This is a genomic window from Halobacteriovoraceae bacterium, assembly GCA_020635115.1.
In the GTDB taxonomy this organism is placed as follows: domain Bacteria; phylum Bdellovibrionota; class Bacteriovoracia; order Bacteriovoracales; family Bacteriovoracaceae; genus JACKAK01.
Window position 1 is genome coordinate 72,390 of the sequence record JACKAK010000007.1, and the last position, 13,395, is coordinate 85,784.

The following is a 13,395-nucleotide window of genomic DNA, read 5'->3' on the forward strand; positions in this document are numbered from 1 at the left end:
ATTAAATACTCCCTGGGGCCGGGGGCAATCCACCATCGTCATCATCATCAATCTCTTCTTTTGTATAAGGAGCTGGAGAATAACTTTCACCAGAGGCAATCGCCTCTCGGTTTTCTTTAATTCCTCTGTTGGCCACCTTTTTTGTACCAAGTAAGTCTACTAGTCTTATTGAATATTTTTCAATATCAGCAATAATCTTATCAGACTTACTCGTTAGAATAGAGTGGATAACTAACACAGAGATTGCTGAGATTAGTCCTAATGCAGTTGTATTCATAGCTTTTGAAATCCCAAGTGCTAAAAGTTTTGCTTTGGAAGCTGGATCAGCAGTAGCAACTGCACTAAAAGACTGAATCAATCCATAAATAGTACCTAATAATCCCACCAAAGTTGAAATATTTGCAATTAGTCCAAGATAATTCATACGTTTTTCCAACCTAGGAACTGCATCTAGAACCGCTGCTTCTAGTGCATCATGTATTTGCTCTTTAGATTGATTGGCCCTTTTTAAGCCATCTCGCAAAACATTTGGAAGAAGTGCCTTTGAATTTGAACAGGATTGAATTGCTTTTTGAACATCGTTGAGAAGGACATTTCTCTTAATGATACTCATAAGGTTATCAGCATCAATGTCGTAAGTAAAAAAACTCATAACCCTCTCAAGTGCAATTGCAATACCTATGATCCATACACCTGCAATGATCCACATAAAGATACCACCATCATCCATGAAGATCCTTAAATCTTGTAGGAACGATGTTTGTTGGATTATTTCATTAGTCGTTTCCATTCTAAACCCCTGAGTTTATCTTAAATTGACTACGTCAACTTTATTTTCTTTATCAAAATTTGTTCTATCATATAAATTTCGGTTAAATGTTCTTCGTTCCCTTTGTTTTACCGAGAGATCTCCAGGAGAGATTATATTTCCTTTGATTTCTAAATCACCAAGATCTATTCTCTCGTACTTTTTAAATTTTATTCGTACATTTTTATTTTTATATTGATCAGGAACTTCATCTTGAGAATATAAAAGGTTCGCATTTAATAAAAATAAAAGTAATATGTACTTCATGATTTAGCTCCTGGCCCAACTTTTACAGACTTACAATTTGACTCTAAACCAAAACTATAGTCTCCAAGTTCATCGGCCCAAAAAGACCCTTTAAATTCCCAAAAAAATTGAAAGGTATCTCTTTTCACATTTTCATGACTCCCTCTTGATCGACCAGAAATTAATTTTTGATTTTTATATAGGAGACTTCTTTTCTTTGATGAAATCTCAAGCTTTATATTGAACATTTCTGCTGAAAAACTATAGATTTCATTAACCGTTTGGAACATATTTTTTTTCACAAAGTGGTTCATTTTTAGTTTTATAAGTTCATAATCATCGAGCACCCATTCTGCCATAATTCTTTTTAACGAATTATTTGGAAGTTTTTTAATCCTCTTGTATTCATCTTTCGATTCATTATAAGCTATTAAATCAAGACTGTATTTTACGGTTTTTTTCATCTTTGTTTTCATATTCCTCATGAAAAAAGTATTTCCAATTTTTGTCTCTTTATTACTCATTATTAAATTGAAAAAGAAATGCTCTGAATCTTTATATTTGTCTAATATTGTTTTCAACTGATTGCTACGCTTTTTATACTCTTCATAATAATTGTTAATTACATTTATTGAATCATCCCACAGGCAAAGTTTAAAATACGCCAGGGACATTAATACTTCAGATTCGGGGTAAAAATATTCTGAAAGAAGGGGAGACTTATAAGTGGTTATGATGCCAAGAGTTCTGTTATAATCTCCCAGCTTATAAAAAACCCACGCTTTTTCAAGTAAGATAAATGGCCAGTTATAGGAAGTTTTAGGAATGAGATCATAGATTTCAAGAGCTTTTTGAAAATCCTCAGATCTATAATACAATCTGGCAGAATGAATAATACATTTTTCGGCCACAAGAATATAATATTTTTTGAGTTTTTCATTTTTAACTTGATCGGCGGCCACACTTGATAGATTTTGGCATCTGTTATAATACTTTTGCGCGTCTTTATCCTTATTGAAATTAGAGCTTATAACACCTAAAACAAACACACTTTCAACAATATTTTTATTGCTCTCTTCAACATTTTTTAAGTATTTTTGGGCCAATTCATAATTTCTTTCGTTAAAATATTTCATTCCTAATAAAAAATTTATGGTTGGGTCACTGAATTTTTTAAGCACATCTATTTCAATATCCATGAAAGCTTCTTTTCCTGTCTTCATAAGAATAACTTCTAGTGCTTTAGAAAACTTATTTGACAATTTTTCAGTTTTTTCGAGATGTAATTTTGCAGAATTTAGAGCTGAAAAATAGTATTTTGAATTAATAAATTGATAGGTCATTTTTTCGTATTTGCTAGGATCTTTTGAACGATAATACTTATAGGCCTTCTTTAATGAAGCTTGTCCATTAAAACTCAGTGAAATAAATAGAAGACCAAATAAGAACTTCATTTTAAAACCTAAAACCAAAGTTTAACATTGTATCTACATTTGTTCTGGTTTTTTCACCTGACAACACTCCAGGTGCTTTATACCAATCATTTTGTAATTCAAGACCAATATGCCAGTTTTTATTCAAATAAAATCTAAGCGCCATTTTCAGCATTAATGCATTATAGGATTCTGTTTCATATATTGTTTCTGCAGAACTATCGGCCGCAGAAGTTTTATTACTTTCTGCTTGTAGTATTCCAAAACCAGCTCCAAAATACCAATCGAAATAGAATATTTTATTAAAAGTATTTATTTTCCCATAAAAGGGAGACCATATAAAGTATCCACCCATGCTTGTGTTAATTCTTCTAATAAAAGGCATAACTTCAGCAGCTCTTTGGACTTCTTTTAAAGCTGTGTTATCTGAATTTTGATACATTGAATATTTCAGTTCTATTCCAAACTCTTCCGTAAAAAAGAAACCTGGTTTAATCTGAAAACCTGTTGTATTTTGAAAATCACTTGATAGACCTATAAGTGCACTTACATCAAAATAAATAGTACCTTTTTTTCTAAACACTTTATTTTGAAGAACGTAAACTTTTTTGTCTGGATCAAGCCAAAGAAATTTATACAAATCAGATTCGGCCGCATAAACTCGTGGGATTATCCATACAAACAATATAAAAAATAGTATTATCCTCTTCATAAACCTTCCAATACTTTTCTCCTCTATTTTACTGATCGACACAAATGCTTGAATAAATTAGTAATAAAAAGGAAAAAAATTCCTTTTTCACTATAAGTTCTTGTTATAAGATAAAAAAAATAATCTATTAACATTAGTTAAAACTAATATTCAATGATAGTGCCTAGAGAAATGGGCATATTTTAGACAAAATAATTTTATTATAAATCATCTCTTACCCGATAAGCAGATAACCATAGACATTCAATATAATCCACGGAGGTATTATGAAGTTTTTTAGATTTAACTTATTCTTAATTCTAATTTCATTTTTGCATTTATCTTGTTCCAGCGGAGATGGTAAAAACGTCCAAGTCAATGGCCTACAGGGCCCCTATGTTGAAAAAAATGATCGTCAGCTACTCATTTCGGTTGTTTTGGAAAATGTTTTTACTGATGGAGGGCTTAGGTATCCATTACATGAAATTAAAGATTCATACATCGAAATTGCTCCACATCAATCAAGTAAAGGAACTCTCTTTGCTGCTTCTTTAAATATTGATGAAATATTAAATGGAGATGTAAAAGAACTTCCTGAAATGTCACTTCCTGGAGGGAGAGCACTACCAGGTGTTTCAAGAGGAAAATTACCTGCTTCAGCATTTACTATTGATAGATTTCCAAATACAGTCATTTATGTTGGAAGTGAGGTATTTGGGATCTTTGTACCTGTTAAAGGATTAAATGTCGGACAAGGTATTTTAACATTTCGTTACTATATCAAAGGACATAGGGCCGGAAATTTATCAGTTGTTGGACACGATGCAAACGGTGAAAATGAAGGTTTACTTTTGATGCTTGATCTAAATGAAACTGTTAAGCAAAAACTTAAAGATCTTGGATATCTTTAAATTTTTGAAAATAAGATAAGAGGAGAGCTTGTCTTTCCTCTTATCTTTTGACATATATAAATCATGAAACACACTTCTGATGCACTGGTATTTTGTGATAAAGGTGAGAATTTAAAAATTCTACTCATTAAAAGAAAAAATAATCCTTATAAAAACTTTTGGGCACTTCCTGGTGGTTTTTTGGAAGAAGGTGAAAATCCACATACTGCATGTCTACGGGAGTTGGAAGAAGAAACCCAATTAAATTTAAACCAAGAAGGTTATCCTCTATCCCTCAGGCAACGAATCGGTCGAGATCCCCGTGGAGAAGTAAAGTCTTATCCTTTTATGTTTCATATTGAAAATGAAGTCCCTGTAATTGCTCAAGATGATGCTAAAGAAGTTAAGTGGATAAGAATTTTAGATTTTCCAAGTTTAGCATTTGATCATGAGGAAATTATTTGTGAAGGACTTGGTTGTTTATTCAATTTATTTAAAGAAAAATTTTCACGAAATTTATTGCCTAGTTGTTTTTATCCATTTTCATTGGACCCTATGAAGGAAGTTGTTTTCTTTGGCGGTAGCTTTAATCCCTGGCACGAAGGCCATGCAGAGGCAATAAGACAAATAAATGAAAAACATAAAATTCCAGTAGTCATTGTTCCAGATTTTAACCCTTGGAAAAAGAGAAATCAATTGAGTTCTTTTTTGATCTTAAAAGAAATTATTTCAAAAAATAGTGATAAGAATATTTTTATCTTTCCAGGTTTTATTGGGATAGAAAATGAAAACCCTACGATAGACTGGATTTCAAAACTAGATTTGACAAAGATTTCACTACTAATAGGAGAGGATAATCTTGAGAGATTTCATCTGTGGAAAAATTATAAGCTCGTATTAAATAAAATTGAAAAGCTATATGTCTTACCACGTGCTCATTGTAAGAAACAATCTAATGAACTGATACTTCGTAAGGTTAAGTTTCTTGATAAGCATCTGTATGAAGAAATTTCATCATCTAAAATCAGAGAGAAAACTAATAACTAGAACCAATCGGTAAACTTGTGAAATCTACTTTTGTTCCTTTTATATCATAAACTTCGCTTGTATCGTTCATTTTTTGAAATGCCGTTTTGTTTTCAATATTTTCAAAAATACTACTAGTGCCTTGTCCTGGTGCGAGAAAGTCAGTATCTTTGTTGCGAGTAAAATCATCATCATAAAAAACGATATAGTCACTAAGCAACTCTTCATCAATAAATGACAACTCAACTGAATTCTTGTTATTTAGGAGTATGTTATCTACAACATAATTTGTAATATCTTTTTTACGATAATAGTTTGAAGAAGCAAAATATTCTCCATTTCTTATATTGATCTCATTGATCAGGATATCAAAGTTATCAACATAATCATTTGAGAATGAAAAATTATTGAAATAATGTAATTTATGAAATTGCCCATCACTATCTGTTAGGTTCAAAGTATGTGTTAGACCAATAGATGTATTGTTAAACATATAGAGATTCATTATTGGATCAGATGAGGCCAGGGTAGTAGAAGATACTACCGCGTATTGATTCGATCCCGTCCCATTGGTGTATGTGTTGCTAAATTGATTAAAATAAATAAAGTACCTGCTTCCACCATTGAGACCTATATAATTTATGCCTATGCTAGGATCGTGTGAGTGAAAGAGATTTGAGCGAATATGAATATTATCAAGTCCATATTCACTAGTGTCATCAAGAGCTGCTATCATATAAACGTTGTTTGCGTTACGTTTAAAATAGATTCCTTCAATGATGACGTTGGGAACTCTGATTTGTATTGAATTATTACTTCCTTCAGTTTGATAGACATAGAAATGATCAGATGGATTATCACTTATGACTCCCAAATGTCTAAAAGATAGCTTTGAATATTTTCGACCTTGAGGTGTTATAAGATGAATTCTGTTTCGATTACTTGTTATATAATTCTCAATTTGTATTTGTATATTAGGTTTCTCTATATGAGCGCTATCTCCATAGCAAAATACCTTAAAGTCTATTTTTTCAGTGACAAGATCTATTTTGCTTCCATTTGTTTTTAACCATCCTTGAGGATAAATAAAATTCAAAGGGTTTTCTAACTCACCTTCATAATGTTTATAAATTTGACTTCCAAGAATATAGTTAACCACTGCGGTTTGAGATATAGATGGTATTGTAGGTACAGATGTTGCGTTAAAAAGGGCTTTCAAACTTATAAATGATTTGGAGATGAAAAAGTGTTTTGTACCACCAGTCGAAATGACATTTCTTGGATTTTTTCCTTTATCTAGAGACTGGACGCTATATCGATTTGTCGATTTATTATATCCTGTCACAACTAATAATGCATTTGCTTGTCTCCTCGTATCGTTGGTATCATATAAAATCAGATCTCCTGCTCCAATAAAATCAATTTGATCTTGATCAATTTCTTCGACATTTTCAAACCATACTTGCCCATTTTTAACCATCAAAGAAAGCTCTCTTCCCTGATTAAGAATAGACTGTGAGTCAATTGACCATGGTGTTCCACTCTCTTCAACTGGCATTAGAGAGCGCATCTCTGTTCTGATAACGTTTCCTTTGGATGTACTACCGGCAACTCTAAAAGCAGGAGAAAAAGAAGTTGAATAGGCCCTAGTTGTATCAATATTTTGCGCCGTTACCTTTAGTCTGATTTTTTGCCCCACTAACCTCTGTGGAATCTTAATATCTCTAAGAAAGAAAAATCCTTTGTTCAAACCTGCAGATGCACTTGGAAGACTTTTGTTATTTTCGTCAATATTCATTAAGAATTCTAGGTCGATATTGCTAAGAAGGAGTGACTCAATTGGGATATCTCCCGCTTCGTTGTAAAAATCAATAGTGAGATTGAAAACATTTTGATTTAAATCAATTCCGCCTTTGTCAAGATAAAGCATGACATCTCTTAAATCCCAATCAACTGAAAATAGATTGTCTTCAAATCGATTGAGAAAGACAAATTCTGTTATTTCATTTTGTGTCTTAATTTCATCGTAAATGATCGACTTATTTCCATGTTCTCCGTCAGGATCAACGACTTCAATGAGTGCCCTGTAGGGCATATTTTTATAGATTGTCTCTATTCCTGCATATGAAAAATCTTTTGCATTGATATGAATTGTATTTTCACCAGCAGGAAAAGGCCCAAGTTTTTTGAATTTTTCACCTAACCCATCTTCATCTATGATATTGCAATCTGCATGCTTACATAGATACAGGTCATACTTAGCATTTTGATTTGTGTCCCCTTCAACCTTGAAAGTTATATCTATAGTTAGATTAGTGGTTGAATTTCCCTGTTTTGAAATGGCCACGGTATTTAAAGCACTCGATTCGACAGATATGATATTCAATGCTTCTGTAAAACTCTCTGGAGATACAATACAGGATGTAAATTGAGTCGCAATAATCAGAAGTAAAAATGCTTTAAAATTCATTAACGTCCTACATCGTTTCTCACGTTTGTATTGACATTATTATAAAGCATTGACTTGTATAATCATTTTGAGTGAATAAAAACAAGATGTTATAAATTCTTTTTACAAATGTTCTTTTTTTTGATGCCTTAGAAGATTGGCGCTTAATAATCAGAACCAATTGGAAGTGAATTCAGATCGACCTGTCGACCTTCACTATCAAAAAAATTACCGGGAAGAGATTCTTTGAAATCAATATTTCTAACAGGAGAGAGATTTCCATTTCCACTTTTTAAAAGAAGATGTTGTTTACTTCTTAAATCTATAGATTCTCCAATTATTATGTCTTGAATGAAACTTTCAAAAATTGAAGAACTTGCTATGATTCTATTATCTCCCAAAATATCTAAATCCATTGGATTATTTGCTACTTCGATCGATCTTATGAAATTCATGGCCCCTTCATATATCCCACTTGAATAATCTCCTGACCCAAAGTCTTGATAGATGAAATCAAAATAACCCTGTTGTCCAAATGATAAGTTGTTAAACACTCCTACTTCGTGTGACTGATCATTGTTTTGAGCGATATAGAGTGAATGAGTCAGATTATAGAAACTATTGTTAAAAATTAGAGGTTTCATACTCCATGCATTGTGATTAGCATGAGGGCTTGTTTGAATACGAATTCCATACTGGAGGTCTACTTGAGCATTACTTGTATCGAATATGTTCAAAAACTGATTAAAATAAATGAAGTAATTCTCTACTCCTAAAAGATTAATAAAGGTAGTAGATCCCATTCCACTACCAGCAAAAATATTTGATCTTATATGGACATTGTTGATAGACTCAGTAAATATATCAGGAGTCACACTTTTTATAAAGTAGGTATTACCTTTAAAGTAAATACCTTCGACTATCACATTTGAGTTTTTAATTTCTAATTCGCGATTGCTTGTTGTAGCATTGTAGATATAGAAATGTGAATTTACATCTAGTCCTGATGCATTCCCTTTATGTCTAAAACTTATTTTAGAATAATTTTTTCCAAGCGGTGTTAAGAGATGAATTTGATGAAGGGGAGAAGTTGTAAAATCGGATATAGTTGTACTATTAGATGGGATATCCCTAGAATTATAATCGCCATAAAGAATGATTTTTAAATTTCTACTATCTGAAACTAAATTTTTTGATTTAGTTATCAAAAGAGTATCAATGATTTCACTAGCAGACATTTCTCCTTCATATCCAAAGGTTGCGTGGCCATCTCGCAACACTTTCAGGTCAGGAGAAATTTCAGAATCAGACACCGCGTAAGTTGTATATGAAAAAGTTGAATAGAGATTTGTAAAAACTTTAGAAATAATGAAATGACTTGTCCCCGTATTAGTCAATGTATTTCTAGGATGACGTCCATGTTTAAGGGATTGAATAGAGTAGAGTGTTCTTCCAAAAACCTCATGAACCCCAGTAATAATCGCAATCGCATTTGTTCTTAAACCAGTATCTAAAGTATCATAAAGAATTATGTCTCCGGCCCCGATATAATTAAGCTTGGCCAGAGCATTCGAATCAAGTGAATCTGTTCCTCTAAACCATGCATAACCTCTTACTACCTCTAATCTCAACTCACTAAGACCTGTTTCTAGTTTATCGATTTTCCAATTATAATTTGGGTAAATTGACCTAAATTCATTAACAATCGTACTCGGATCGGACTGTGTATGTCCTCCGACTTGGAAAAGATCACTTGTCACAGTATAACTTGTTGCAGATCCATGAGTATTTGTTACAGTGACTTGAAGTTTTATATCTTTCAATGCATAATCGGCTAAATTGAGATTTGTGAGTTTTAAAAAGCCAGCATTTGCATTATCACTGGCCTCCGGAAGAGTAATATGGCCAGATGGAATATCTCCAAAAAAATCAAGACCTAAAGTTTCATTATAATTTCCAAGTTTTTTATCAAGTGAATCAAGAATATTTACGTTTACAATAAATTCATTTAATCCGACGTCAACTCCAACACCCTTTTTTAGGTGAAGTACAATATCTCTCGCATCCCATTCTGGAGATATTGTGCGGTATCGGAAAGCATTGACAAATTTTAACTCACCAGGAGTATTGGTAGTAACGATATTTTCAAAGAGATATGACGAAGTTCCACTTGTTCCATCACTATCACTTACAGACAATTGGGCCCTGTAGGTCGAACTGGGCAGTATTCCTCCAGAAAAGTCATTTTCATTGATTGTAATAGTATTCTTACCTTCTTGAAATGGACCAAGATAACCAAAGGCAGATTTTAAATCATTTTCGGCCTCAATATTACATGCTGCTCCATCACACATTTTTAGAGAATAAACGGCATTTTGATTATGATCTCCAACCACATAAAAATTAATCTTGATAGTCGTATTTGTGGAGGAGTGAGAAGGTGAACTGATTTCAATAGAATTAACTGATTCAACATTACTCGATATTATATTTGTGGCCTCAGTGAAAGATTGCGGATCCACAACACACGAACTTATCAGGATAGTACCCAATATATAAAAAATGAGTTGTCTCAATTCCTTCACTTAAAATTCTCCCAATAAGTCTATCGGTCCAATTTTGACAGAAATAATCGGAGATAAATGCTAAAACTTTAAAATGAAATAATACTAAATAGTTAGTATATAAACCTAAAGATTTAATAAATATAATTATAGATTTTTTCGACTATAATAGTTGGCGGTATAAATCCATTAATCGCATAGTTAATTTACCAGGCACACCATCCTTAATATTTACAGCATCAACTTGAGTTATTGGAACTATTTCCTTAGTTGAACTTGTGAGAAAGGCCTCATCTGCCGCTATTAGCTCATCTTTATGAAAATTCTTTTCGATGGCCTCTATTTTATTTTCCTTGCAAATTTCAAGAACTTTTTTTCTAGTTATTCCTTCCAAAATTCCAACTCCAACAGGAGGAGTGAAGAGCTTTCCTTGTTTAACCATCCAGATATTACTGGTTGTTCCTTCTGTTACAAGACCCTCATTATTAAGCATAATTGCATCAAAAGCGCCTTTTTTCTTGGCCTTAATATATGCCAACATATTGTTAAGATAATTTCCTGATTTAATATTTGGGTCAGTCGCTTTCTTTGGATTTCGAATAATATCTGTAATGGCCATATTCACACCTTTTTCATACCACCATTTTGGATTTTCTTCTTGAATCCGAGCAAAAATAATAAGGTTATTAGTTCCGGCCAAATCTGGATCTAATCCAATTGCTCCCTCTCCACGAGTAACCATAATTCGCAAATAGACTTCTTGATTATCAAATGAATCAATTAATTTTTGACACTCATCATAGATTTCTTGGCGAGAATATTGAATGGGCATATAAATTTGTTCAGCAGATCTCCATAGTCGATCTAAATGTTCTTCAAATAAAAATGGGATTTTTCTATAAGTTCTAGTAACTTCATAAACTGAATCTCCAAATAGTAAACCCCTGTCAAATACAGAAATCTTGGCGTCTTCACCTTTGCGTAAATCAAAAAGAACTTTGTTTATAGATACTACATGTTCATTAGTTTTCATATCATCTCCAATTAGTGTAGGATTTTTAGTCGAAGTTCTTTTTTTTGCCAAGTTTTTACATCCGTATGATGACTTTTACTTTGTTGAGACATACAATGACGACATGAATAAAATGTTTAAATTAGCACTACTTATTTTTCTCCTTTTTTCTGGTCAAGTATACGCCACACTTTTATTAGAGTTAGAAGATGACTCAGATGGCAATCCAACTATATCTGTGGGATATAATAAAGGTGCCGCAAATTTTGACATTGGCCTGTATGTTGATACACTTAGCACAAATTCAGGATCTTCCGCAACAGACCCAATCGTTGTTTATGTTCCTGTCACAGATGGTACAATTAACAAGCTTAACTTTATTAAAGCAGATAGTAGTGCCGGAAATGACGACTATGACCTGGCCAATATAAGTATTAAATTGACTTTCTTAGCTACTACCGAAAATGAAACAGACGATGAATTTACTGTGTATGGTGGGCTCTATGAAAGTGATACTGATACGAGTTTAGAGATTTTTAATTACGACACAACTTACTCAACATCCGGTACTATTTCAAAAGGCTTAACTGATCGGCAAGTTAGTTTTATATTCAGTTTGCAAGACTTATGTAACGAACATACCGCAAGTCCTTGTGACAATCTTAGTACTGACAATTATGCCACCGAGTTAAGGGCGTACCTCTACTTAAAAGAAAAAGGGAGTGTCACTTTAACAGATACAATTGGAACAGGTGGTTTACACTTTAAATTCGTTATCAGTAATATTAATAATGACGGAGTGACAACTAAGTTTCTAAATAATGAAGCTGAACCAGGTGATAATAGACTCTACACAGATATTTCTTCTACTGCAGAGTATAGCTACCCTCTCGACACATATCTACTTGTGGATAGTGCAGGTTCATCAATTTCTGCTGGTACATTTGGCGCAACGGTAACCTCAGGAGGAACCACTCAAGTCGCTGATGTCCTTCCTTATACTCCAAATGGAGAGATTGCTTATAAGTATATTGATCAGGCCAATCCTTTGGTCAATGATACCACGTACTGCTTATCACTTATTCAGGTTAATAAATTCTATCTTTCTAACCTTGTCGCTGATGGCATATGTGGTACCCCTAAGGATATTGAAACATTACTCAAAGAAAAACAATGCTATCTTTTAACGGCCGGATTTGGAAGAGATCACAAAGTCATTAATTTTTTTAGGGATTTTAGAGATAATGTTTTACTCAATTATTCTTTGGGAAAAAGTTTTGTCGAGTTTTACTACAATACGGCCCCTAACTACACTTCTTACATCCATTCCTCTCCACGCCTATCCCTTTTTATCAGGTCATTTGCATGGATTGCCTATTATTTTATAAAATTTCAGTATTTTATATACGGAATCTTAAGTATTCTCATACTTGGTAAAGCTTATTTAACTTTGTCAAAAAGAAGAACTAAAGTAAGCTAAAAAAGTGTCGACAAGATAGCATAATTTAATCAGAAGAGGGTAATTAAATGATTAATAAAGGCGAGACTGTCATACTTCTAGCAGACGATGAACCAGATATTCTTGAACTTATGGAAGAGGAATTTGATTTTGCTGGTTATAAAACCCTCTCAGCATGTTGTGGAAACGACGCTATTGAAATATTGAAAAAAGAAAAAGTTGATGTGATCGTTTCTGATTACAAAATGCCAAATGGTAATGGATTTTTTATTCTAGAGCATGTCAAAACAATGCCCGAAGAATCTAGACCACTATTCTTTTTTGTTTCTGGCCAGGCCGATATTTCAGTACAAGAGGCCATTAATGCAGGAGCGCGTAAGTTTTTTTCTAAACCATTTGATCTGGATGATCTCATCTCAGAAATAGAAAAAGATATTGAATCATTCCATAGCGCCAAGGCTTCATAGGTTGAATTTTTTTAAAATTTATTTTTGATCGAAAAGGAATATTTATCATCGATTCTAAGGGAATAAATGAAAATAATTTCACCATCGAGATGTATGAAGCTGCTGCCGAAGAAGTTGTATTTGATAGTGGACTTGTTATTATTACAGCACAGATGAAAGACTTCAGAGTAATTCAAACTAAACACTCTGAATTATCTTTTGAGGCCAGGCAAGTCGCTCTTCTAAGAATTCCTATTACAATAAAAGAAAGATTTGAAAAAATTTTGAAATTTGTAGATCTTTTAGAAGATGACGATGATGTACAAAAGGTTTACCATAATCTTGGGTTTAATGAAGCATATATGAATTAG

The 13,395-nt window shown here is 32.8% G+C and carries 12 protein-coding genes; 5 read left to right on the forward strand and 7 right to left on the reverse strand.

The annotated features are described in order from the left end of the window. Position 1: 1 nt before the first annotated feature. From H6622_11995 to H6622_12010, 4 genes are read right to left on the reverse strand one after another with little or no spacing between them, the layout of a single operon-like run. Positions 2–790 carry a MotA/TolQ/ExbB proton channel family protein gene (locus H6622_11995; GenBank protein ID MCB9062232.1) on the reverse strand — a complete coding sequence of 263 codons (789 nt, stop codon included), beginning with the start codon at positions 788–790 and terminating at the stop codon, positions 2–4. 15 nt (positions 791–805) lie between these two features. Beyond that, entirely contained in the window at positions 806–1,075 is a 270-nt protein-coding gene (locus H6622_12000; GenBank protein MCB9062233.1) for a hypothetical protein, read from the reverse strand. Next, positions 1,072–2,508, reverse strand: coding sequence for a hypothetical protein (locus H6622_12005; GenBank protein MCB9062234.1), 1,437 nt, complete (start codon positions 2,506–2,508; stop codon positions 1,072–1,074). The genes H6622_12000 and H6622_12005 overlap by 4 nt, the downstream gene beginning before the upstream one ends. 1 nt (position 2,509) lies before the next feature. Beyond that, positions 2,510–3,199: an outer membrane beta-barrel domain-containing protein gene (locus H6622_12010; protein MCB9062235.1), complete on the reverse strand. Its 690-nt coding sequence runs from the start codon at positions 3,197–3,199 to the stop codon at positions 2,510–2,512. 266 nt (positions 3,200–3,465) lie between these two features. Here H6622_12010 and H6622_12015 point away from each other — a divergent pair, with 266 nt between their 5' ends. Then, on the forward strand, positions 3,466–4,089 hold the full coding sequence (locus H6622_12015) for a hypothetical protein (protein ID MCB9062236.1): 624 nt from the start codon (positions 3,466–3,468) through the stop codon (positions 4,087–4,089). A 63-nt stretch (positions 4,090–4,152) separates the two neighbouring features. Beyond that, positions 4,153–5,115, forward strand: a complete 963-nt coding sequence (locus H6622_12020; GenBank protein MCB9062237.1) for an NUDIX domain-containing protein — start codon at positions 4,153–4,155, stop codon at positions 5,113–5,115. Here the strand turns inward: H6622_12020 and H6622_12025 are convergent. The 3 genes from H6622_12025 to H6622_12035 all read right to left on the reverse strand — a co-directional run bounded on the left by H6622_12025 (position 5,105) and on the right by H6622_12035 (position 11,140). Further along, positions 5,105–7,564: a hypothetical protein gene (locus tag H6622_12025; protein ID MCB9062238.1), complete on the reverse strand. Its 2,460-nt coding sequence runs from the start codon at positions 7,562–7,564 to the stop codon at positions 5,105–5,107. The genes H6622_12020 and H6622_12025 overlap by 11 nt on opposite strands. A gap of 143 nt (positions 7,565–7,707) precedes the next feature. Beyond that, a complete protein-coding gene (locus tag H6622_12030) occupies positions 7,708–10,128 on the reverse strand; it encodes a hypothetical protein (GenBank protein ID MCB9062239.1) in 2,421 nt (806 codons plus the stop codon). A 142-nt stretch (positions 10,129–10,270) separates the two neighbouring features. Beyond that, complete coding sequence (locus tag H6622_12035; GenBank protein MCB9062240.1) at positions 10,271–11,140, reverse strand: aminotransferase class IV; 870 nt, start codon at positions 11,138–11,140, stop codon at positions 10,271–10,273. Positions 11,141–11,243: 103 nt separating this feature from the next. Here H6622_12035 and H6622_12040 point away from each other — a divergent pair, with 103 nt between their 5' ends. From H6622_12040 to H6622_12050, 3 genes are read left to right on the forward strand one after another with little or no spacing between them, the layout of a single operon-like run. Next, on the forward strand, positions 11,244–12,599 hold the full coding sequence (locus H6622_12040; protein ID MCB9062241.1) for a hypothetical protein: 1,356 nt from the start codon (positions 11,244–11,246) through the stop codon (positions 12,597–12,599). Positions 12,600–12,646: 47 nt separating this feature from the next. Further along, entirely contained in the window at positions 12,647–13,045 is a 399-nt protein-coding gene (locus H6622_12045) for a response regulator (GenBank protein MCB9062242.1), read from the forward strand. Between the two features lie 5 nt (positions 13,046–13,050). Next, positions 13,051–13,395: a YebC/PmpR family DNA-binding transcriptional regulator gene (locus H6622_12050; protein ID MCB9062243.1), complete on the forward strand. Its 345-nt coding sequence runs from the start codon at positions 13,051–13,053 to the stop codon at positions 13,393–13,395.

Excerpts from the sequence above, each read along its gene's own strand:
- H6622_12045 (MCB9062242.1), top strand. The coding sequence starts at position 12,647 with ATGATTAATAAAGGCGAGACTGTCATACTTCTAGCAGACGATGAACCA.
- H6622_12015 (MCB9062236.1), top strand. The coding sequence starts at position 3,466 with ATGAAGTTTTTTAGATTTAACTTATTCTTAATTCTAATTTCATTTTTG.
- H6622_12010 (MCB9062235.1), bottom strand. The coding sequence starts at position 3,199 with ATGAAGAGGATAATACTATTTTTTATATTGTTTGTATGGATAATCCCA.
- H6622_12000 (MCB9062233.1), bottom strand. The coding sequence starts at position 1,075 with ATGAAGTACATATTACTTTTATTTTTATTAAATGCGAACCTTTTATAT.
- H6622_12020 (MCB9062237.1), top strand. The coding sequence starts at position 4,153 with ATGAAACACACTTCTGATGCACTGGTATTTTGTGATAAAGGTGAGAAT.
- H6622_12040 (MCB9062241.1), top strand. The coding sequence starts at position 11,244 with ATGAATAAAATGTTTAAATTAGCACTACTTATTTTTCTCCTTTTTTCT.
- H6622_12035 (MCB9062240.1), bottom strand. The coding sequence starts at position 11,140 with ATGAAAACTAATGAACATGTAGTATCTATAAACAAAGTTCTTTTTGAT.
- H6622_12025 (MCB9062238.1), bottom strand. The coding sequence starts at position 7,564 with ATGAATTTTAAAGCATTTTTACTTCTGATTATTGCGACTCAATTTACA.
- H6622_11995 (MCB9062232.1), bottom strand. The coding sequence starts at position 790 with ATGGAAACGACTAATGAAATAATCCAACAAACATCGTTCCTACAAGAT.
- H6622_12005 (MCB9062234.1), bottom strand. The coding sequence starts at position 2,508 with ATGAAGTTCTTATTTGGTCTTCTATTTATTTCACTGAGTTTTAATGGA.